This window comes from Klebsiella pasteurii (assembly GCF_018139045.1).
GTDB lineage: Bacteria > Pseudomonadota > Gammaproteobacteria > Enterobacterales > Enterobacteriaceae > Klebsiella > Klebsiella grimontii.
The window spans coordinates 2,784,110-2,805,707 of record NZ_CP073236.1 but is presented as its reverse complement, the minus strand read 5'-3'; the positions used below and the strand labels follow the sequence as shown (position 1 = coordinate 2,805,707).

16 protein-coding genes and 2 pseudogenes are annotated in these 21,598 nt (G+C 55.3%); 13 read left to right on the top strand and 5 right to left on the bottom strand.

Features of this window, described 5'->3' with window-relative positions:
• Window positions 1–68 precede the first annotated feature (68 nt).
• The 4 genes from relA (at window position 69) to eno (ending at window position 6,401) form a co-directional block, all read left to right on the top strand.
• Complete coding sequence (gene relA, locus KCG39_RS13125) at window positions 69–2,306, top strand: GTP diphosphokinase (protein ID WP_004124338.1); 2,238 nt, start codon at window positions 69–71, stop codon at window positions 2,304–2,306.
• A gap of 59 nt (window positions 2,307–2,365) precedes the next feature.
• Window positions 2,366–3,157 (top strand): nucleoside triphosphate pyrophosphohydrolase, encoded by a 792-nt coding sequence (gene mazG, locus KCG39_RS13120; RefSeq protein ID WP_004124331.1) that lies wholly within the window; start codon window positions 2,366–2,368, stop codon window positions 3,155–3,157.
• Window positions 3,158–3,384: 227 nt separating this feature from the next.
• Window positions 3,385–5,022 carry a glutamine hydrolyzing CTP synthase gene (gene pyrG, locus KCG39_RS13115; protein WP_004124328.1) on the top strand — a complete coding sequence of 546 codons (1,638 nt, stop codon included), beginning with the start codon at window positions 3,385–3,387 and terminating at the stop codon, window positions 5,020–5,022.
• 80 nt (window positions 5,023–5,102) lie between these two features.
• Complete coding sequence (eno, locus tag KCG39_RS13110) at window positions 5,103–6,401, top strand: phosphopyruvate hydratase (protein WP_004124327.1); 1,299 nt, start codon at window positions 5,103–5,105, stop codon at window positions 6,399–6,401.
• Between the two features lie 67 nt (window positions 6,402–6,468).
• Here eno and KCG39_RS13105 read toward each other — a convergent pair whose 3' ends face one another.
• A complete protein-coding gene (locus KCG39_RS13105; protein WP_142468454.1) occupies window positions 6,469–7,578 on the bottom strand; it encodes an SDR family oxidoreductase in 1,110 nt (369 codons plus the stop codon).
• A gap of 458 nt (window positions 7,579–8,036) precedes the next feature.
• On the opposite strand from KCG39_RS13105, the gene queE reads away from it, so the two are divergent.
• Together queE and KCG39_RS13095 are read left to right on the top strand one after the other, a co-directional pair.
• Entirely contained in the window at window positions 8,037–8,708 is a 672-nt protein-coding gene (gene queE / locus KCG39_RS13100) for a 7-carboxy-7-deazaguanine synthase QueE (protein ID WP_004124321.1), read from the top strand.
• Between the two features lie 220 nt (window positions 8,709–8,928).
• Window positions 8,929–9,684: an SDR family oxidoreductase gene (locus KCG39_RS13095; RefSeq protein WP_032742195.1), complete on the top strand. Its 756-nt coding sequence runs from the start codon at window positions 8,929–8,931 to the stop codon at window positions 9,682–9,684.
• A 112-nt stretch (window positions 9,685–9,796) separates the two neighbouring features.
• Here KCG39_RS13095 and KCG39_RS13090 read toward each other — a convergent pair.
• The 3 genes and pseudogenes from KCG39_RS13090 to queD all read right to left on the bottom strand — a co-directional run.
• Window positions 9,797–10,264: pseudogene (locus KCG39_RS13090) on the bottom strand (FGGY-family carbohydrate kinase); the annotation flags it as partial.
• Window positions 10,261–10,578: pseudogene (locus KCG39_RS13085) on the bottom strand (FAD-dependent oxidoreductase); the annotation flags it as partial. The pseudogenes KCG39_RS13085 and KCG39_RS13090, both read right to left, overlap by 4 nt.
• Window positions 10,579–10,658: 80 nt before the next feature.
• Window positions 10,659–11,021, bottom strand: a complete 363-nt coding sequence (queD, locus tag KCG39_RS13080; RefSeq protein WP_004853637.1) for a 6-carboxytetrahydropterin synthase QueD — start codon at window positions 11,019–11,021, stop codon at window positions 10,659–10,661.
• Between the two features lie 457 nt (window positions 11,022–11,478).
• On the opposite strand from queD, the gene cysJ reads away from it, so the two are divergent.
• The 3 genes from cysJ (at window position 11,479) to cysH (ending at window position 15,824) form a co-directional block, all read left to right on the top strand.
• Entirely contained in the window at window positions 11,479–13,278 is a 1,800-nt protein-coding gene (cysJ, locus tag KCG39_RS13075; protein WP_004124310.1) for an NADPH-dependent assimilatory sulfite reductase flavoprotein subunit, read from the top strand.
• Complete coding sequence (gene cysI, locus KCG39_RS13070; protein ID WP_142468453.1) at window positions 13,278–14,990, top strand: assimilatory sulfite reductase (NADPH) hemoprotein subunit; 1,713 nt, start codon at window positions 13,278–13,280, stop codon at window positions 14,988–14,990. Before cysJ ends, cysI begins: the two co-directional genes overlap by 1 nt.
• A gap of 99 nt (window positions 14,991–15,089) precedes the next feature.
• Window positions 15,090–15,824 (top strand): phosphoadenosine phosphosulfate reductase, encoded by a 735-nt coding sequence (gene cysH / locus KCG39_RS13065; protein WP_014226592.1) that lies wholly within the window; start codon window positions 15,090–15,092, stop codon window positions 15,822–15,824.
• 77 nt (window positions 15,825–15,901) lie between these two features.
• On the opposite strand, the gene KCG39_RS13060 is transcribed toward cysH, so the two are convergent.
• Window positions 15,902–16,960: an aminopeptidase gene (locus KCG39_RS13060; protein ID WP_049114172.1), complete on the bottom strand. Its 1,059-nt coding sequence runs from the start codon at window positions 16,958–16,960 to the stop codon at window positions 15,902–15,904.
• A 246-nt stretch (window positions 16,961–17,206) separates the two neighbouring features.
• Between KCG39_RS13060 and cysG the strand changes: the two genes are divergently transcribed.
• The 4 genes from cysG to cysC are packed head-to-tail and all read left to right on the top strand — an operon-like array spanning window position 17,207 to window position 21,573.
• Window positions 17,207–18,613: a siroheme synthase CysG gene (gene cysG, locus KCG39_RS13055; RefSeq protein ID WP_180339546.1), complete on the top strand. Its 1,407-nt coding sequence runs from the start codon at window positions 17,207–17,209 to the stop codon at window positions 18,611–18,613.
• A 9-nt stretch (window positions 18,614–18,622) separates the two neighbouring features.
• Window positions 18,623–19,531: a sulfate adenylyltransferase subunit CysD gene (gene cysD, locus KCG39_RS13050; RefSeq protein WP_004104981.1), complete on the top strand. Its 909-nt coding sequence runs from the start codon at window positions 18,623–18,625 to the stop codon at window positions 19,529–19,531.
• A 9-nt stretch (window positions 19,532–19,540) separates the two neighbouring features.
• On the top strand, window positions 19,541–20,968 hold the full coding sequence (gene cysN / locus KCG39_RS13045; protein WP_004124293.1) for a sulfate adenylyltransferase subunit CysN: 1,428 nt from the start codon (window positions 19,541–19,543) through the stop codon (window positions 20,966–20,968).
• On the top strand, window positions 20,968–21,573 hold the full coding sequence (cysC, locus tag KCG39_RS13040) for an adenylyl-sulfate kinase (RefSeq protein ID WP_004124289.1): 606 nt from the start codon (window positions 20,968–20,970) through the stop codon (window positions 21,571–21,573). Before cysN ends, cysC begins: the two co-directional genes overlap by 1 nt.
• Window positions 21,574–21,598: the final 25 nt, after the last annotated feature.

Below are 21,598 nucleotides of genomic sequence, written 5' to 3'. Positions count from 1 at the left end.
GTTTGAAGGATGAAGTGTAAAAGTTGAGGCTTGCCGACTTCGGCAGGCGGTCCCTTAAGGAGAGGACAATGGTTGCGGTAAGAAGTGCACATTTAAATAAAGCTGGTGAATTTGACCCGAAGAAATGGATCGCGAGTCTGGGAATTTCCAGCCAGCAGTCGTGTGAACGCTTAGCCGAAACCTGGGATTATTGTCGAGAGAAAACGCAGGGGCATCCGCAGGCCGACCTCCTGCTGTGGCGCGGCGTGGAGATGGTGGAAATTCTCTCCATGCTCAGCATGGATATCGATACGCTGCGGGCGGCGATGCTGTTCCCTTTGGCAGATGGCAACGTCGTCAGCGAAGAAATTATGCAGGAGAGCGTCGGGAAATCCGTCGTGACCCTGATCCACGGCGTGCGGGACATGGCCGCGATACGCCAGCTTAAAGCCACCCATACCGATTCGGTCTCCTCTGAACAGGTGGATAACATCCGCCGCATGCTGTTGGCGATGGTCGATGATTTCCGCTGCGTGGTGATTAAGATCGCCGAGCGTATTGCCCATCTGCGCGAGGTGAAAGATGCGCCGGAAGATGAGCGCGTGCTTGCGGCGAAAGAGTGTACCAACATCTACGCGCCGCTGGCCAACCGCCTGGGGATCGGCCAGCTCAAGTGGGAGCTTGAGGATTACTGCTTCCGCTATCTGCACCCGGCGGAATATAAGCGGATTGCTAAACTGCTGCACGAGCGGCGCATCGATCGTGAGCATTACATTGACGAATTCGTAGGGCACTTACGCACGGAGATGAAAACCGAGGGCGTCAAAGCCGAGGTCTACGGGCGTCCCAAGCATATCTACAGCATCTGGCGCAAAATGCAGAAAAAACATCTCGCCTTCGACGAGCTGTTTGACGTGCGGGCGGTGCGTATCGTCGCCGAGCGCCTGCAGGATTGCTACGCCGCGCTGGGGATAGTGCATACTCACTACCGCCACCTGCCGGACGAGTTTGATGATTACGTCGCCAATCCCAAGCCTAATGGCTATCAGTCAATTCATACTGTCGTGTTGGGTCCCGGCGGTAAAACGATTGAAATTCAGATCCGTACCCGCCAGATGCATGAAGATGCCGAGCTGGGCGTGGCCGCGCACTGGAAGTATAAAGAGGGTGCCAGCGCAGCGGCCAGCGGCGGGCGCGGCTATGAAGATCGTATTGCGTGGCTGCGTAAACTGATTGCCTGGCAGGAAGAGATGGCCGATTCCGGCGAGATGCTGGATGAGGTGCGTAGCCAGGTCTTTGACGACCGGGTTTACGTCTTTACGCCGAAGGGCGACGTGGTGGACTTACCTTCCGGTTCGACGCCGCTCGATTTTGCCTACCATATTCACAGCGATGTCGGCCACCGCTGCATCGGGGCGAAAATCAGCGGGCGAATTGTGCCGTTTACCTATCAGCTGCAGATGGGCGACCAGATTGAAATTATCACCCAGAAGCAGCCCAACCCAAGCCGCGACTGGCTGAACCCGAACCTCGGCTACGTTACCACCAGCCGCGGGCGTTCCAAAATACACGCCTGGTTCCGCAAGCAGGATCGCGACAAGAATATTCTTGCCGGGCGGCAGATCCTCGATGACGAGCTTGAACACCTGGGCATTAGCCTGAAGGAGGCGGAAAAGCATCTGCTGCCGCGCTACAACTTCAACGAGCAGGACGAACTGCTGGCAGCGATTGGCGGCGGCGATATTCGCCTCAACCAGATGGTTAACTTCCTGCAGGCGCAGTTTAATAAGCCCAGCGCAGCGGAGCAGGATGCGGCGGCGTTAAAGCAGCTGCAGCAGAAAACCCATGCTCCGCAGAATCGCAGCAAAGACAATGGTCGCGTGGTGGTGGAAGGGGTCGGCAACCTGATGCACCATATTGCGCGCTGCTGCCAGCCGATTCCCGGCGACGAGATCGTGGGCTTTATCACCCAAGGCCGAGGGATCTCGGTGCACCGCGCGGATTGCGATCAGCTCGCCGAACTGCAGTCTCACGCTCCCGAGCGTATCGTTGACGCGGTGTGGGGAGAGAGCTACTCGGCGGGCTACTCGCTGGTGGTGCGCGTGCAGGCCAACGATCGCAGCGGCCTGCTGCGCGATATCACCACCATTCTCGCCAATGAGAAAGTTAACGTGCTCGGCGTGGCCAGCCGCAGCGATACCAAACAGCAACTGGCGACGATCGATATGACCATTGAGATCTACAACCTGCAGGTGCTGGGCCGCGTGCTGGGTAAACTGAATCAGGTACCGGATGTCATCGACGCCCGTCGCCTGCACGGCGGTTAACTTCACTTTCTTTATGTCGGCCGGGGTCGCCCCGGCCTGATTCTTTAATGGAAACGACAATGAGCCAAATCGACCGCCTGCTCGGCATTATGCAGCGTCTGCGCGATCCGGAAAACGGCTGCCCGTGGGACAAAGAGCAGACTTTTGCCACCATCGCCCCGTATACCCTCGAAGAAACCTATGAAGTGCTCGACGCGATTGCCCGCGAAGATTTTGACGATCTGCGCGGTGAATTAGGCGACCTGCTGTTCCAGGTCGTCTTCTACGCTCAGATGGCGCAGGAAGAGGGGCGCTTTGATTTTAACGATATCTGCGCCGCGATCGGCGACAAGCTGGAGCGCCGCCATCCGCATATTTTCGGCGATGCGTCCGCCGGGAACAGCAGCGAAGTGCTGGCCCGATGGGAGCAGATCAAAAGCGCAGAGCGAGCGGAAAAGTCCCAGCACTCGGCGCTGGACGATATTCCGCATAGTCTGCCGGCGCTGATGCGCGCGCATAAAATCCAGAAACGCTGCTCGGCGGTAGGCTTTGACTGGACTTCTCTGGGGCCGGTGCTGGACAAAGTGCACGAAGAAATAGACGAAGTCATGCACGAAGCGCAGCAGGCGGTGGTGGATGAAGCTAAACTGGAGGAGGAAGTGGGCGACCTGCTGTTTGCGACGGTCAATTTATCCCGCCATTTAGGGGTAAAAGCCGAAGTTGCCCTGCAAAAAGCCAACCTGAAGTTTGAGCGTCGGTTCCGCGAAGTAGAGCGGATTGTCGCCGCGCGCGGCCTGGAAATGACCGGCGTTGACCTCGATACTATGGAGGAGGTATGGCAGGAAGTAAAACGCCAGGAAACTGATCTCTAAAGAGTTTTCGTGATCAAGCGCTATTTGTGTGATTTTTTAAATAACAAGCGCTTGATTTACGTCAAAAACATTTCGCCAAAAGCGGCTATTTTCTCACTCCCTGCGTTTGTGTGGGCCTGATGAAAAGGAGGGATAATGAAAGTTTGTGGCGTCAGTCATGATCGGGTATACTGCTTTCCCGTCCTGGTTATTCCATCGTCTTTTAAACCTAACTTCTCAGGTTCAGCATGACAACGAACTATATTTTTGTGACCGGCGGGGTCGTATCCTCTCTGGGTAAAGGCATTGCCGCAGCTTCCCTCGCAGCCATTCTCGAAGCCCGCGGGCTTAACGTGACCATGATGAAACTGGATCCGTACATCAACGTCGATCCGGGCACCATGAGCCCAATCCAACACGGGGAAGTGTTCGTTACTGAAGACGGCGCTGAAACCGATCTGGACCTGGGTCACTACGAGCGTTTCATTCGTACCAAGATGACCCGTCGCAACAACTTCACCACGGGCCGTATTTACTCTGACGTCCTGCGCAAAGAGCGTCGTGGCGACTATCTGGGCGCCACCGTTCAGGTTATTCCGCACATCACCAACGCGATCAAAGAGCGCGTGCTGGCGGGCGGCGAAGGCCATGATGTTGTGCTGGTAGAAATCGGCGGCACCGTTGGCGATATTGAGTCGCTGCCGTTCCTTGAAGCGATTCGCCAGCTGGCGGTAGATATCGGTCGTGAAAACGCGCTGTTTATGCACCTGACCCTGGTGCCGTACATGGCCGCCGCGGGTGAAGTCAAAACCAAGCCGACCCAGCACTCCGTTAAAGAACTGCTTTCCATCGGTATTCAGCCTGACATCCTGGTCTGTCGCTCCGATCGCGCCATTCCGGCGAACGAACGTGCCAAAATTGCATTGTTCTGCAATGTGCCAGAAAAAGCCGTTATTTCGATGAAAGATGTCGATTCCATTTATAAAATTCCGGGCCTGTTGAAATCGCAGGGGCTGGACGATTATATTTGTAAACGATTCAGCTTAAACTGTCCGGAAGCAAACCTGGCCGAATGGGAACAGGTTATCTATGAAGAAGCGAACCCGGCAGGTGAAGTCACCATTGGTATGGTCGGCAAGTATATTGAACTGCCGGACGCCTACAAATCGGTGATTGAAGCGCTGAAACACGGCGGTCTGAAAAATCGCGTTACCGTCAACATCAAGCTGATTGATTCGCAGGATGTGGAAACGCGCGGAGTCGAAATTCTGAAGAATTTAGACGCTATCCTGATCCCTGGTGGCTTCGGCTATCGCGGCGTTGAAGGTAAGATTGCCACCGCGCGCTATGCGCGTGAAAACAACATTCCTTATCTGGGCATTTGCCTGGGTATGCAGGTTGCGCTGATTGAGTTCGCGCGCAACGTAGCGGGGATGGAAAACGCCAACTCAACGGAATTTGTGCCAGACTGTAAGTACCCGGTTGTGGCCCTGATTACCGAATGGCGTGATGAAGACGGTAATGTCGAAGTGCGCTCTGATAAGAGCGACCTCGGCGGCACGATGCGCCTTGGCGCGCAGCAGTGCCAGCTGGGTGAGGATAGCCTGGTGCGCCAGCTGTACGGTGAGCCAACCATTACCGAACGCCATCGTCACCGCTACGAAGTCAACAATATGCTGTTGAAGCCGATTGAAAATGCGGGCCTGCGTATTGCGGGCCGTTCCGGGGATGATCAGTTGGTCGAGATCATCGAGGTGCCTAACCATCCGTGGTTTGTCGCCTGTCAGTTCCATCCGGAGTTTACTTCGACGCCGCGCGATGGCCATCCGCTGTTTGCAGGCTTTGTGAAAGCCGCTAGCGAGTACCAGAAGCGTCAGGCGAAGTAAAAGAGTTAGAACGGCAATGCACCCATCCGGGTGCATTGTTTGTCTGGAGTTTTAGTTTAACTTGTACTGAGGAAAACCTAATGTCCAAAATCGTTAAAGTCATCGGTCGTGAAATCATCGACTCCCGTGGTAACCCGACTGTTGAAGCCGAAGTACACCTGGAAGGTGGTTTCGTCGGTATGGCAGCTGCTCCGTCAGGTGCTTCTACTGGCTCCCGCGAAGCGCTGGAACTGCGCGATGGCGACAAATCCCGTTTCATGGGTAAAGGCGTACTGAAAGCCGTTGGCGCTGTTAACGGCCCGATCGCTCAGGCAATCCTTGGCAAAGACGCCAAAGATCAGGCTGGCATCGACAAAATCATGATCGACCTGGACGGTACTGAAAACAAATCTAACTTCGGTGCGAACGCTATCCTGGCCGTATCTCTGGCTAACGCCAAAGCTGCCGCTGCTTCTAAAGGTCAGCCGCTCTATGAGCACATCGCTGAGCTGAACGGCACCCCGGGCAAATACTCCATGCCGGTTCCGATGATGAACATCATCAACGGCGGCGAGCACGCTGACAACAACGTCGACATCCAGGAATTTATGATTCAGCCGGTTGGCGCTAAATCCCTGAAAGAAGCCGTACGTATGGGTTCTGAAGTGTTCCACAACCTGGCTAAAGTTCTGAAAGCTAAAGGTATGAACACCGCTGTTGGCGACGAAGGCGGCTACGCGCCGAACCTGGGTTCCAACGCTGAAGCGCTGGCTGTTATCGCTGAAGCGGTTAAAGCTGCTGGCTACGAGCTGGGCAAAGACATCACTCTGGCGATGGACTGCGCGGCTTCTGAATTCTACAAAGACGGTAAATACGTTCTGGCCGGCGAAGGCAACAAAGCGTTCACCTCTGAAGAATTCACCCACTTCCTGGAAGAGCTGACCAAACAGTACCCGATCGTCTCCATCGAAGATGGCCTGGACGAATCTGACTGGGACGGTTTCGCATACCAGACTAAAGTACTGGGCGACAAAATCCAGCTGGTTGGTGACGATCTGTTCGTAACCAACACCAAGATCCTGAAAGAAGGTATCGAGAAAGGCATCGTTAACTCCATCCTGATCAAATTCAACCAGATCGGTTCTCTGACCGAAACTCTGGCTGCGATCAAAATGGCGAAAGACGCTGGCTACACTGCCGTTATCTCTCACCGTTCAGGCGAAACTGAAGACGCTACCATCGCTGACCTGGCTGTTGGTACCGCTGCAGGCCAGATCAAAACCGGTTCTATGAGCCGTTCTGACCGCGTTGCTAAATACAACCAGCTGATTCGTATCGAAGAAGCGCTGGGCGAAAAAGCACCGTACAACGGTCGTAAAGAGATCAAAGGTCAGGCATAAGCCTGTCTTTCTCTGATATGAAAAAGCCAGCCTTCGGGCTGGCTTTTTTTTGGCCCGAAACCGGTGACTACTTAAAATCTACCGCCATTTGCTGCGGAATAGAAAGCCCGCGCGTGGTCTGTACGCAACGGTCAATGTAATCGGTAAAGCGCGGCGGTTTCGGCATGCCCATGCTGAGCAGCTTGTCGTTGCTGAATCGTACGTTAAGCGTGGCGAAGGCGCCGTAAAGGCGCATGGCTTTTAGCATCAGCCGTTCGTTGCAGGGGCCAAAAATAGTCTTCAGCTCACGGCGCATTTTGACCAGCGTTTCATAGCTGACCTGGGCGTATTTATCGCCGACCGGCGCCTGCTCTAGGGCGGAGGCCATAGCGTTATCGATATCCGCAAACCTTACGCTGTTTTCCTCTCCCGCTGAAATATGCACAACCTCTCCGCGCGCCAGCGGGCTGATAAGCAGCATCAGCAGCGCATCGGCGCAGTAATCGACGGGAATCACATCGATGCGATCTTCCATTGAACACATAAATTTTTGCAGCATCAGCCCCATGCTGAACACCCAGAAGATGCTGCTGGAGGGCTGACAGCCGTGATGAGTGTGGCCAACAACAATCGAGGGGCGGGCAATCGCCAGAGGTAGCGTTGGGCACTCCTGCCGCATGAGACATTCAATTGTTGATTTAGAGTGTGTGTACTCGACCAGATGCTCGGCGCGTTCACGAAACGCCGTGCTTTCCGCTACCAGCGAATCGGGATCTGGCGAGCAGGACATCGCGGTGCCCACGTGCAGAAAGCGCTGAAGGCTGTTGACCTGAGCCATCCGCCGGGCAAACTGCAGCGTACCTTCGACGTTGACTTTCCAGATAAGCGGATTGTTACCAAATGAGGCGACGGCGGCGCAGTTGAGCACGTGAGTAACCTGATTCAAGCGCGGATCGTCGAGAAAGGGCTGCGGATTGGCCAGATCCCCCAGCAGAATGTTGCCGGGCGTCAGGGCCGTTAATCTCTCTTCGCTAATATTGAATTTTCGCAGGTTTTCCTTAACCCGTTCTACGGCGGCTACACTATTATCAGCACGAACTAACAGTAATAGATTAGGCACATTCATTTTATTAAGAATGCTTTCTAACACTGCTCCACCCAGAAATCCGGTCGCGCCAGTAATTAATAATGTATTCATGAATGCAGTCTCAGTAGTATTGGTTGACTGGATTCTAGACGCGGAAAATTAAACGGATATTAAATGGAGAATGAACATAACGTGCGGTTTATTAAGGTTATTTTAAGGAAAGATATCGCCGCGAATCGAATTTGACCCCGAGATAATCCTATAAATTCATTATTTCATGTATCCATTTGTACATCGTTGAAATTTATTATTTTTAAGTTGGTTTTTTTTATTTTTAGCATTCAGGGTTATACATATTTTGTTACACCAAAAATTTTATCCATACCGTTTAATAGTAGCCTGATGATTATCAAGCTAATAAAAAAACGTTGCTGAATAATATCATCTGTCTGCGGCCGGGGAGTATCATCCTGGCGTATTTTTAATCGATCACTCAGCGCAGCGCGGGACAAGATCTGCGCGGGCAAATCTGCGATAATGCGCGTTCACAACCCTAAGCAGAGATGATTATGCAGTACCCGATTAACGAGATGTTCCAGACCTTGCAAGGCGAAGGTTACTTCACCGGCGTTCCCGCCATTTTTATTCGTTTACAGGGATGCCCGGTTGGTTGCGCCTGGTGCGATACCAAACATACCTGGGATAAGCTTGCCGATCGGGAAGTGTCGCTGTTCAGCATTCTGGCGAAAACCAAAGAGAGCGATAAATGGGGCCCGGCGAGCAGCGAAGATCTGCTGGCTATCATCGGGCGTCAGGGCTGGACGGCCCGCCACGTGGTGATTACCGGCGGTGAACCCTGCATTCATGATTTAACGCCGTTAACCTCTTTACTGGAGCAAAACGGATTTAGCTGCCAGATTGAAACCAGCGGCACCCATGAAGTTCGCTGTACGCCTCATACCTGGGTGACGGTGTCGCCAAAGGTGAACATGCGCGGCGGTTATGACGTGCTCTCGCAGGCGCTACAGCGGGCTGATGAAATTAAACATCCGGTTGGACGCGTGCGCGATATCGAAGCGCTGGATGAATTGCTGGCAACGCTGGCCGATGAAAAGCCGCGTATTATCGCGCTTCAGCCGATTAGCCAGAAAGATGACGCGACACGCCTGTGCATCGAAACTTGCATTGCCCGCAACTGGCGCTTATCCATGCAGACGCACAAGTATCTGAATATTGCCTGATCCCTGATTTCTTGCCGGGCAACTGAACACTGCCCGGCAAGAAACAAATTCATAGATGAATTCATCAAATGGCATTGTTTCAACCCTGTGCTTAAGATCCCTCCTCCCTGCGGCAATGATATCATCGGCTCTTAAATCAGCCGCCAGAGCGTGCTGTCCCTATGGTGACTTAAGGATCGAGTTAAACATGCTGCCATTTGTTCCATCCAGTGCTTTTTCCATGGAATTCTTCTCCCTCAAAGGGAAAACTGCCATTGTTACCGGCGGCAATAGCGGTCTGGGGCAGGCTCTCGCTTTTGCCCTGGCGACGGCGGGAGCCAATCTGTTTATCCCAGGCCGACGTGTCGATAACGCTCAAACCCGAGCGCTTATTGAGCAACAGGGGGCAGCGGTGGAATTCATGCCAGCGGATATTACCGATCACGGCATGCCGCAGCGTATTATCACCGAGTGTTGCCAGCATTTCGGTACGGTCGATATCCTGGTGAATAATGCCGGAATTTGTCGCTTAAATAAGGTACTGCGCTTTGGGCGTGCAGACTGGGACCCGATGATTGAGACTAACCTGACGGCAGCTTTCGAACTGAGCCATGAGGCAGCTAAAGTTATGGTCCCGCGTGGTAGTGGTAAAATTATTAATATTTGCTCGGTGTTCTCTTATTTAGGCGGTAGCTGGTCACCGGCCTATGCCGCAACCAAACACGCGCTGGTGGGTTTAACGAAAGCCTATTGTGAAGAACTGGGCCCGTATAATATTCAGGTTAACGGCATTGCCCCCGGCTATTATGAAACCGAAATGACAGCGGTCGTTCGCAACATGCCTAAGGAAAACCGACGGGTTCTGGCGCATATTCCAGCCGGTCGTTGGGGAGAGGCGGAGGATCTCATGGGGGCGGCAGTCTTTCTGGCGAGCCGGGCATCGGATTACGTTAATGGTCATATCCTGGCGGTGGATGGGGGGTATCTGGTGCGTTGAGTTAACATAAAAACTCAGGATATAGCGACATATCGGCAATAGTAGCGCGTTTGTTGACGCCAACGAAAAATGTTGCCGGGTGAGCTTTCACCCGGCGCAAGTAGGCATAGCGTTATGCGTTCGACCAACTTTGAATCGCGTCAACGTTCTCCAGATTTCCGTGCATCACTTGATATGACTTTTTCAAAATGACGTCGGTATACTGCGTCAACTCTCTGAATATGCCTTTATTGAGAGCCTCATAGCGACCGGCGTTTTATTCAACTGGCATAGACACATCTTTTACCCGGACCATTTTTTCAATTGTTGTTTCGTAAGATGGGTACAAGCCTGACCCAACAGCCGTGTTGATTGTAGCCCCGAGACTTGCACAGCCGTTGATGGCATTGCGTTGGGCCGGAAGGTTGAACACGTCAGCAAAGATTTGCATAAAAAGGTCACTGTTAGAGCCGCCGCCGGTGATGATGATATGTTTAGCGAAATGATTCATTTCATTGCACATATTGTCGTAGTTATTTTTCAGTGTCAGCGCAATGCTCTCCAGAATAGAGCGGTAGATCCATGCATAGTCCATACTGGAGTGAACCGCGCACGCAGTAAACTCCATGAATCACCGTTAGGCTGTAGACTGGAGCAGGTTGTTGCGCTGCTGTCAGCCAACAGCACCAGGCTCTCATGGGTAATTCGGCGCTCAAGGGGGGCGGATTGCTCAAAATCAGGGAGGAGTTTGGCAAGGGCGTGACAATGAAGAGGGCCGCCGGAGAGATTTTTACTGCCGGGAAGTTCGCCACGTTCAAGCTGCAGGACCAAAAGCCCTGCTCGTACGCAGCGTGAAGCACAAGCGGTGCCAGCTATCCCTGCACCGATGATAATAATATCAAAATCGTCAGCCATTTTGCGCCCCAGATATCCAGAGCGCTTAAGCTAACATGATGTTATTTAAGGAATATCTACCGCCGACACAAACGCTTTAATCACTCGCCGCGATAGACGCAGCCTGCGGTGCAGGTCTCTTTGATCATCACCGCGCTCAGCAGCGGAACCCGCGGTTTCATCTGCTCCCAGATCCATTTGGCCAGCACTTCGCTGGTCGGATTGGACAGTCCTGGAATATCGTTCAGATAGTAATGGTCGAGGCGATCGTAGATGGGTTTAAACGCGGCCTTCAGCTCGGCAAAATCCATGATCCACCCGGTATGGGGATCGACTTCACCGGTAATCTCCAGGCGCACCATAAATGAATGGCCGTGCAGACGACCGCATTTATGGCCTTCCGGCACGTGCGGCAGGTGGTGAGCGGCTTCGAAGGTGAAATCTTTAAACAGCGTGGTGGACATCTTTTATTCTCAATATGGCAAAAACCGCCGTAGGGTACCGGAAAGCACATTTTTTCGCATTAACTAAAACGGCCCTGAACACAAAATAGACGCATTCATCCAGCATATGCAAATTAAGTTCTTATATTTCATGTGCTTATTTAATCGATTTTGTTGTTAATAACTATAACTAAAACAGGTTAGTTCATTTGGTTATTTGTTATTTCCATCCCTTATTTAGTTGTTACTATTTGCACCGTTAACCTACCAACTCGTCATACTTCGAGCCGCATGTGCGTTAGCAATACTCGGCGCATCCTTGGGCCTCGCCCAGCCCGGTCCCTTACTCAGGTAAGCTCCCGGGGGGCGCTGTGTCGCTGCCTGCAACTCGAATTATTTAGAGTAAATACATTTTCTTCTGTTTTATCGCGCTGACAGGGCGTGAATCACAGCTTTGCTTACTGGAACATAACGACGCATGACGACACAGGCCCCACCTTCAAATTTGCTACCGCTGAGTCCGGAGCAAATGGCGCGCCTTCAGGCGGCCACGACCGACTTCACGCCCACCCAGCTGGCCTGGGTTTCCGGTTACTTCTGGGGCGCGCTGAATCAGCAGCCCGGCGCGGCGGCTGTCGCGCCAGCCCAGGCGGCGGAAGTTCCGTCCATCACCCTGATTTCGGCATCGCAAACCGGCAACGCCCGCCGCGTGGCTGAAGCGCTGCGTGATGATCTGCAGGCCGCGCAGCTGAACGTGAAGCTGGTTAACGCAGGCGACTATAAATTCAAACAAATTGCCTCCGAAAAGCTGCTGGTCGTGGTGACGTCAACGCAGGGTGAAGGTGAGCCGCCGGAAGAAGCCGTTGCGCTGCATAAGTTCCTGTTTTCGAAGAAAGCGCCGAAGCTGACCGATACCGCATTTGCCGTGTTTGGCCTCGGCGATACCTCCTATGAATTCTTCTGCCAGTCCGGCAAAGATTTTGATAACAAGCTGGCCGAACTGGGCGGCGAACGCCTGCTCGACCGGGTTGACGCTGATGTCGAGTATCAGGCCGCCGCCGCCGAATGGCGCACTCGGGTGGTTGAGGTGCTGAAAGCGCGCGCCCCTGCCGCCGCGCCGTCTCAGCTGCTCACCAGCGGGTCGGTGAATGAGATCCACACCAGCCCCTATACCAAAGAAGCGCCGCTGACCGCGACGCTGGCGGTGAATCAAAAAATTACCGGCCGCGATTCTGAAAAAGATGTGCGCCATATTGAAATCGACCTCGGCGACTCTGGCCTGCGCTATCAGCCGGGCGATGCGCTGGGCGTCTGGTACCAGAACGATCCGGCTCTGGTGAAAGAGCTGGTGGAACTGCTGTGGCTGACGGGCGCGGAGCCGGTCACGGTTGACGGCAAAACGCTGCCGCTCGCCGAAGCGCTGGAGTGGCACTTCGAGCTGACGGTCAACACCGGTAACATCGTGGAAAATTATGCCACCTTAACCCGCAGCGAATCCCTGCTGCCGCTGGTGGGCGATAAGGCGCAGCTCCAGCATTACGCCGCGACCACGCCGATTGTCGATATGGTGCGCTTCTCCCCGGCGCAGCTGGATGCCCAGGCGCTGGTCGACCTGCTGCGCCCGCTGACGCCGCGCCTGTACTCTATCGCTTCTTCGCAGGCGGAAGTGGAAAGCGAAGTCCACGTCACCGTTGGCGTGGTGCGATATGACATTGAAGGCCGCGCCCGGGCCGGCGGCGCTTCCAGCTTCCTGGCTGACCGCGTCGAAGAAGATGGCGAAGTGCGCATCTTTATCGAGCATAACGATAACTTCCGTCTGCCCGCTAACCCGCAGACGCCGGTGATCATGATTGGCCCCGGCACCGGCATCGCGCCGTTCCGCGCCTTTATGCAGCAGCGCGCGGCGGAAGGCGCGGAAGGTAAGAATTGGCTGTTCTTCGGCAACCCGCATTTTACCGAAGATTTCCTTTATCAGGTGGAGTGGCAGAGCTACGTCAAAGAAGGTGTGCTGAGCCGCATCGACCTGGCCTGGTCCCGCGATCAACAACAAAAAGTCTACGTTCAGGACAAGCTGCGCGAGCAGGGGGCCGAACTGTGGCGCTGGATTAACGACGGCGCCCATATTTATGTCTGCGGCGATGCGAATCGTATGGCAAAAGACGTTGAGCAGACGCTACTGGAAGTGATTGCCGAATACGGCGCGATGGACGCCGAAGCGGCGGACGAATTTTTAAGTGAGCTGCGCGTTGAGCGCCGTTATCAGCGAGATGTCTACTAATGAGCGAAAAACATCCAGGCCCGCTGGTGGTCGAAGGTAAACTGACTGACGCCGAGCGCATGAAGCTCGAAAGCAACTTCCTGCGCGGCACCATCGCGGAAGATTTGAACGACGGCCTGACCGGCGGTTTTAAAGGCGATAACTTTCTGCTGATCCGTTTTCACGGTATGTATCAGCAGGATGACCGCGATATCCGCGCCGAGCGCGCGGCGCAGAAGCTGGAGCCGCGTCACGCGATGCTGCTTCGCTGCCGCCTGCCGGGCGGGGTGATCACCACTAAACAGTGGCAGGCGATCGATAAATTCGCCGGCGATAACACCATTTACGGCAGCATCCGTCTGACCAACCGTCAGACCTTCCAGTTCCACGGCATTCTGAAGAAGAACGTCAAGCCGGTGCATCAGATGCTGCATTCGGTGGGGCTGGACGCGCTGGCGACCGCCAACGATATGAACCGTAACGTGCTCTGTACTTCTAACCCGTACGAGTCTCAGCTGCATGCTGAAGCCTACGAGTGGGCGAAGAAGATCTCCGAGCACCTGCTGCCGCGCACGCGCGCTTATGCCGAAATCTGGCTGGATCAGAAGAAAGTCGCCACCACTGATGAAGAACCGATCCTCGGCCAGACCTATCTGCCGCGTAAGTTCAAAACCACCGTGGTGATCCCGCCGCAGAACGATATCGATCTGCACGCGAACGATATGAACTTCGTGGCCATTGCTGAAAATGGCAAACTGGTAGGCTTTAACCTGCTGGTCGGCGGCGGTTTATCGATTGAACACGGCAATAAGAAAACCTACGCCCGTACGGCGAGCGAGTTTGGCTATCTGCCGCTGGAGCACACCCTGGCGGTGGCGGAAGCGGTGGTCACGACCCAGCGCGACTGGGGTAACCGCACCGATCGTAAAAACGCGAAAACCAAATACACCCTCGAACGCGTGGGCGTTGAGACCTTTAAGGCGGAAGTGGAGCGTCGGGCGGGCATCAAGTTTGAGCCGATCCGTCCGTACGAGTTCACCGGCCGCGGCGATCGTATCGGCTGGGTGAAAGGTATCGACAATAACTGGCACCTGACGCTGTTTATTGAAAATGGTCGTATTCTTGATTATCCGGGTCGTCCGCTGAAAACCGGCCTGCTGAAGATTGCGAAGATCCACAAAGGCGAGTTCCGCATTACGGCGAACCAGAACCTGATCGTTGCCAGCGTACCGGAAGATCAGAAGGCGAAGATCGAGAAGCTGGCGCGCGATCATGGTCTGATGAACGCCGTTACGCCGCAGCGCGAAAACTCGATGGCCTGCGTTTCGTTCCCGACCTGTCCGCTGGCGATGGCGGAGGCCGAGCGTTTCCTGCCGTCGTTTACCGATAAAGTCGAGGCGGTGATGAGCAAACATGGCGTTGGCGACGAGCATATCGTTACCCGCGTCACCGGCTGCCCGAACGGCTGCGGCCGTGCGATGCTGGCGGAAGTGGGGCTGGTCGGTAAGGCGCCGGGCCGCTACAACCTGCACCTGGGCGGTAACCGCAGCGGGACGCGTATTCCGCGTATGTATCGGGAAAATATTACCGAGTCGGAAATCCTCGACTCGATCGACGAACTGGTAGGGCGCTGGGCGAAAGAACGCGAAGCGGGTGAAGGCTTCGGCGATTTTACGGTGCGTGCGGGCATCATTCGCCCGGTGCTCGACCCAGCCCGTGATTTCTGGGAATAAACATCCAGCTGCCCGGTGGCGTTTCGCTTACCGGGCCTGTGGGTTTTGTAGGCCGGGCAAACGCAGTCCCGCCCGGCGAAACAGACAAACGAGGTTCTTATGTCCGTACTCGATCTAAACGCGCTGAACGCATTACCGAAGGTCGATCGTGTTTTGCAGTTGGCGGAAACCAATAGCCAGCTGGAAAAGCTGAGCGCGGAAGCACGCGTCGCGTGGGCGCTGGAAAACCTGCCGGGCGAATACGTGCTCTCTTCAAGCTTTGGTATTCAGGCGGCAGTGAGCCTGCATCTGGTCAATCAGGTGCGCCCGGATATTCCGGTCATTTTGACCGATACCGGCTATCTGTTCCCTGAAACCTACCAGTTTATCGACGAATTAACGGACAAACTCAATCTGAACCTGAAGATCTATCGGGCGAAGGAGAGCGCTGCATGGCAGGAGGCGCGCTACGGTAAGCTGTGGGAGCAGGGCGTTGAGGGCATTGAAAAATATAATGACATCAACAAGGTCGAGCCGATGAACCGAGCGCTGGAAGAGCTGAATGCGCAAACCTGGTTTGCGGGCCTGCGCCGCGAGCAGTCCGGCAGCCGCGCCCACTTACCGGTGCTGGCGATCCAGCGCGGCGTGTTTAAGGTGCTGCCGATCATCGACTGGGATAATCGTACCGTCTATCAGTATCTGCAAAAGCACGGCCTGAAGTATCACCCGCTGTGGGATCAGGGCTATTTGTCGGTAGGGGACACCCACACCACCCGTAAATGGGAGCCGGGGATGGCGGAGGAAGAAACGCGCTTCTTTGGCCTGAAAAGAGAGTGCGGGCTGCACGAAGGTTAAGCGGCGTAAATACTGCGAAGAGCGGTTGTAGATGAATAGAGCAGGGAGACCGCGGTTTGGTCTCCCCCTCAGGAAAATCAGGATTTCCCCGTTTTCACTTTTTCGACTTTCGCCAGCTCTTTCACCAGCGGCAGCATCACTTTCATCACATCGCGTCCGCGATGCTCAATCCGCCCTGGCAGCGCTTTATCAATATACTGCAGGTTATCCAGCTGAATCTTGTGCCAACTGGTGCCGTCCGGGAAGCTGCGAGATTTGCTCCGCTGCTGATAACCGTCTTTCTTACCTAATGACCAATTGGTCGCTTCCACCGACAGTACCGGGATCCCGGCGGTATCAAAAACGCTGGCGTCGTTGCAGCAGCCGGTGCCTTTCGGAAAGTCCCGGTTCAGTCCTGGATTGGTGAAGGCCGCGATGCCGTGGCTACGGGCGATAGCCAGCGCCCGGTCGCGGGTGAGCTTGCGCACCGACGCTGGCGTGCTGCGGCCGCTATTAAAGTACAGCTTATCGCCCACGACAAGGTTATCGAGATTAATCACCAGCAGGGTGTTTTTCTTTTCCGCGTCGCTCATGCGCTTGAGCAGATTCTGCGCCCCAAGCCGGCCCTCTTCTTCGCCGCTGGTGGCAACGAAGCGAATACCGTAACGGGTAGGAACGTTCTTTAACTGTTCAGCAAGTTCCAGCATGACGCCCAGCCCCATCGCGTTATCGTCGATCCCCTGTAGGGTCAGGCCGCCGAGGTTATTTTCAACATCTTTATCGCTCTGCGGCGCGTAGGTATCCAGGTGCGCCATGATAATGATCTGCTGGCGAGATTGGCCTTCATGAGCGGCGATCACCGTACTGCCGGTGACGTTATGCCAGTTTTTACGCTGACTGCTATCGGTATAGACGTAGCGGGTATTGAAGCTGCGCACATCGCTCTGGTAACCCATCTGGGCGAACTGCTGGCGGAGGTAATCGGCTGACAGCATCTCGGCCGGCGTACCGGTCATTCTTCCGGGAAAAAAGGTGGCGATATGACGAGCCTGGGCATTGGCGGTTTCGCCCGGGGCGCTGAATGCCGGGGCGGCGGAGAAGACAAAACCTGCGCCCAACGCCAGGGGAAGCAGGCGACGGCACAATGCGGAAAACATAGGGGGTCCTTTAGCACTTAAAACAATTTCACCCGCGTAGTATGAAACTGTGACCGGGGTTAAACAATTTCAATCGCTCTTAAATGGTGGAAAAACCGCGTGTTAAGCACTTTTTGATATTTGCATTCCCAGGTCGTTATTCTTTTGAGTAACAACTCATTCCATTTCGTAATTTCATTTGCTCTAAACCGCACCCTATAGTCGCTCTATTGCTGATTGTAAGAGAGTTGTTGCGCAGTGGAATACTTGCCGATATTTGCCGAAGTGAAAGAGAGACCCGTGCTGGTGATCGGCGGCGGCGAGATAGCCGCGCGTAAGATTACGTTTTTGCTGCGCGCTGAAGCGAAGGTGCACATTGTCGCCGAAACGTTGATGCCGGAACTTGCCGAAAAGGTCGAGCGCGAGGAAATTCAGTGGCGGGCAACCGTATTCGAAGAGCAGCAGCTTGATGACGTATTTCTGGTGATTGCCGCTACCGAAGATGACGAGCTGAACCAACGCGTTTATGTCGCGGCGAACGCGCGCTATCGGCTGGTCAACGTCGTGGATAATCAGGCGCTGTGCTCGTTTGTCTTTCCATCCATTGTCGATCGCTCTCCGCTGCTGGTGGCTATCTCTTCCAGCGGCAAAGCGCCGGTGCTGTCGCGGATTTTGCGCGAAAAAATCGAAGCCCTGCTGCCCACCAACCTGGGGCGGCTGGCTGAAACGGCGAGCTACTGGCGTCACCATATTAAAACCCATCTGAAAACCACCGCCGAACGCCGCCGCTTTTGGGAGCGCGTGTTTACCGGTCGTTTTGCCAGCCTGATGCTGGCGGGCAACAAAGCCGAAGCGGAAAAAGCGCTGGAAGATGAACTTCGGCAGCCGGACAAACGCCCCGGTGAAATTATCCTCGTCGGAGCGGGGCCTGGTGATGCCGGATTGCTGACCCTGCGTGGCCTGCAGGCCCTTCAGCAGGCGGACGTGGTGTTCTACGACAACCTGGTCACCCCGGAGGTGCGCGAACTGGTACGCCGAGACGCGGAGACAATCTGCGTCGGTAAAAGCGCTTCCGGCGTATCCGTACCGCAGCAGGAGATCAACCGTTTGCTGGTGGATGCAGCGAAAGAGGGCAAAACGGTGATTCGCCTGAAGGGCGGCGACCCGTTTATTTTTGGCCGCGGCGGCGAAGAGCTGCAGGCCGCGGCCGAAGCGGGCATTCCGTTTCAGGTCGTCCCGGGCGTGACGGCGGCGGCGGGCGCAACGGCCTATGCCGGAATTCCGCTGACGCATCGTGATTATGCCCAGAGCGCCACCTTTATTACCGGACACTTCGGCGCGGAAAACTCGCCGCTCGACTGGGCGCGGCTGGCGCAAAGCGGCCAGACCCTGGCGATTTATATGGGCAGCCTGAAAGCGGCGGAAATCAGCGCGCAGCTGATCGCCAACGGCCGCGATGGCGACACCCCGGTAGCGGTGATCTCGCGCGGTACCCGCGCCGATCAGCAAACGAAGACCGGCACATTACAACAGCTTGAAAACCTGGCGAAAGACGCCCCGATGCCCGCCCTGATCGTGGTAGGAGACGTGGTGCAATTACATCAACAGCTCGCCTGGTATCAACACACCTCATCCTCAGAGGCCTTTAAGGCTTCTGTAGTAAATCTGGCTTAAGGAACGGTTATGGACCAAAAACGACTCACTCACCTGCGGCAACTGGAGGCGGAAAGCATCCATATCATTCGTGAGGTGGCCGCCGAATTCTCTAACCCGGTGATGATGTACTCCATCGGTAAAGACTCCAGCGTAATGCTGCATCTGGCGCGTAAAGCGTTTTATCCGGGCACCCTGCCGTTCCCGCTGCTGCACGTCGATACCGGCTGGAAATTCCGCGAAATGTATGAGTTCCGTGACCGTACCGCTAAAGCCTACGGCTGCGAGCTGCTGGTGCACAAAAACCCGGAAGGGGTGGCGATGGGCATTAACCCGTTTGTCCACGGCAGCGCCAAGCATACCGATATTATGAAAACCGAAGGCCTCAAGCAGGCGCTGAACAAATACGGCTTCGATGCCGCGTTCGGCGGCGCGCGCCGCGATGAAGAGAAATCCCGCGCCAAAGAGCGTATTTACTCCTTCCGCGACCGCTTCCACCGCTGGGACCCGAAAAACCAGCGCCCGGAGCTATGGCACAACTATAACGGCCAGATTAACAAGGGCGAAAGCATCCGCGTCTTCCCGCTCTCCAACTGGACCGAGCTGGATATCTGGCAGTACATCTATCTGGAGAATATTGAAATTGTACCGCTGTACCTGGCGGCAGAACGTCCGGTGCTGGAGCGCGACGGGATGCTGATGATGATCGATGACGATCGCATCAATCTACAGCCCGGCGAGATGATCAAAAAACAGATGGTGCGCTTCCGCACCCTCGGCTGCTGGCCGCTGACCGGTGCGGTGGAGTCCAATGCGCAAACGCTGCCGGAGATCATCGAAGAAATGCTGGTGTCGACCACCAGCGAACGACAGGGGCGCGTGATTGACCGCGACCAGGCAGGCTCCATGGAGCTGAAGAAACGTCAGGGTTATTTCTAAGGAGCCGCCATGAACACCACAATTGCACAACAAATTGCCAATGAAGGCGGCGTAGAAGCCTACCTGCATGCCCAGCAGCACAAAAGCCTACTGCGCTTTCTGACCTGCGGCAGCGTCGATGACGGTAAAAGTACGCTGATTGGCCGGCTTCTGCACGATACCCGTCAGATTTACGAAGATCAGCTCTCCTCTCTGCATAATGACAGCAAACGTCACGGTACGCAGGGCGAAAAACTCGATCTGGCGCTGCTGGTTGACGGTCTGCAGGCCGAGCGCGAGCAGGGGATTACCATCGATGTCGCCTACCGCTACTTCTCTACCGAGAAGCGCAAATTTATTATCGCCGACACCCCGGGGCACGAGCAGTACACCCGTAATATGGCGACCGGCGCGTCAACCTGCGACCTGGCGATCCTGTTGATTGACGCCCGCAAAGGCGTGCTCGATCAGACTCGCCGTCACAGCTTTATCTCGACGCTGCTGGGGATCAAACACCTGGTGGTGGCGGTGAACAAAATGGACCTCGTCGATTTTAGCGAAGAGACCTTTAACACTATTCGTGAAGCGTATCTGACCTTTGCTGAACAGCTGCCGGGCGATCTCGACATTCGCTTTGTCCCGCTTTCCGCGCTTGAAGGGGATAACGTCGCCAGCCAGAGCGATAAAATGCCGTGGTACAGCGGCCCGACGCTGCTGGAAGTGCTGGAAACCGTTGAGATTCAGCGCGTGGTGGAAAGCCAGCCGCTGCGCTTCCCGGTGCAGTACGTCAATCGTCCGAACCTCGACTTCCGCGGGTTTTCCGGGACGGTTGCCGCTGGCCGCGTGAGCGTAGGACAGCGTCTGAAAGTGCTGCCGTCGGGGGTGGAATCCACCGTGGCGCGCATCGTCACCTTTGACGGCGACCTGCCGGAAGCGGCGGCCGGGGAGGCGATCACTCTCGTGCTGAAGGATGAAATTGATATCAGCCGCGGCGACCTGCTGGTGGACGCGGCGGTCTCTCTGCCTGCGGTGCAAAGCGCTAGCGTTGATGTGGTATGGATGGCGGAGCAGGCCCTAACGCCTGGCCAGAGCTATGACATTAAAATCGCCGGTAAGAAAACCCGCGCCCGCGTGGATGGCGTTCGCTACCAGGTTGATATCAACAACCTGACCCAGCGCGAAGTAGAATCGCTGCCGCTCAACGGCATCGGGTTGGTAGATCTGACTTTCGATGAGCCGCTGGTGCTGGATAAATACCAGGATAACCCGGTCACCGGGGGGCTTATCTTTATCGACCGTTTAACCAACGTCACCGTTGGCGCGGGCATGGTACGCGAGCCGAACGAACAGGCGCAGGCGGGCGCTTCCCAGTACAGCGCGTTTGAGCTTGAGCTGAATCAGCTAATTCGCAAGCACTTCCCGCACTGGGACGCTCGCGACCTGCTGGGAGGCAAGTAATGGCCCGGCATGACGAAAACGTCGTCTGGCATGCGCATCCTGTCACCCAGGAGCAGCGCGAGCAGCATCACGGCCATCGCGGCGTGGTGCTGTGGTTCACCGGGCTTTCGGGCTCGGGGAAATCCACCGTTGCCGGCGCGCTGGAAGAGGCGCTACATCGGCTCGGCGTGAGCACCTATTTGCTGGATGGCGATAACGTGCGTCACGGCCTGTGCAGCGATCTTGGCTTCAGCGACGACGACCGCAAAGAGAACATTCGACGCGTAGGTGAAGTGGCGAAGCTGATGGTGGATGCCGGACTTGTTGTATTGACCGCGTTTATATCTCCGCATCGCGCAGAACGGCAGATGGTTCGCGAGCGTTTAGGCGAAGGACGTTTTATCGAAGTCTTTGTCGATACGCCGCTGGCGATCTGCGAAGCGCGGGATCCGAAAGGCCTGTATAAGAAAGCGCGTGCCGGGGAGCTGCGCAACTTTACCGGAATTGATTCAGTGTATGAATCCCCGGAGCGCGCTGAAATTCACCTCGACGGCGAACAATTGGTAACAAATTTGGTGCACCAATTATTAGACCTGCTACGACAGAGCGATATTATCAGATCCTGAAACGGCTGCGGCATCATCACAGGAT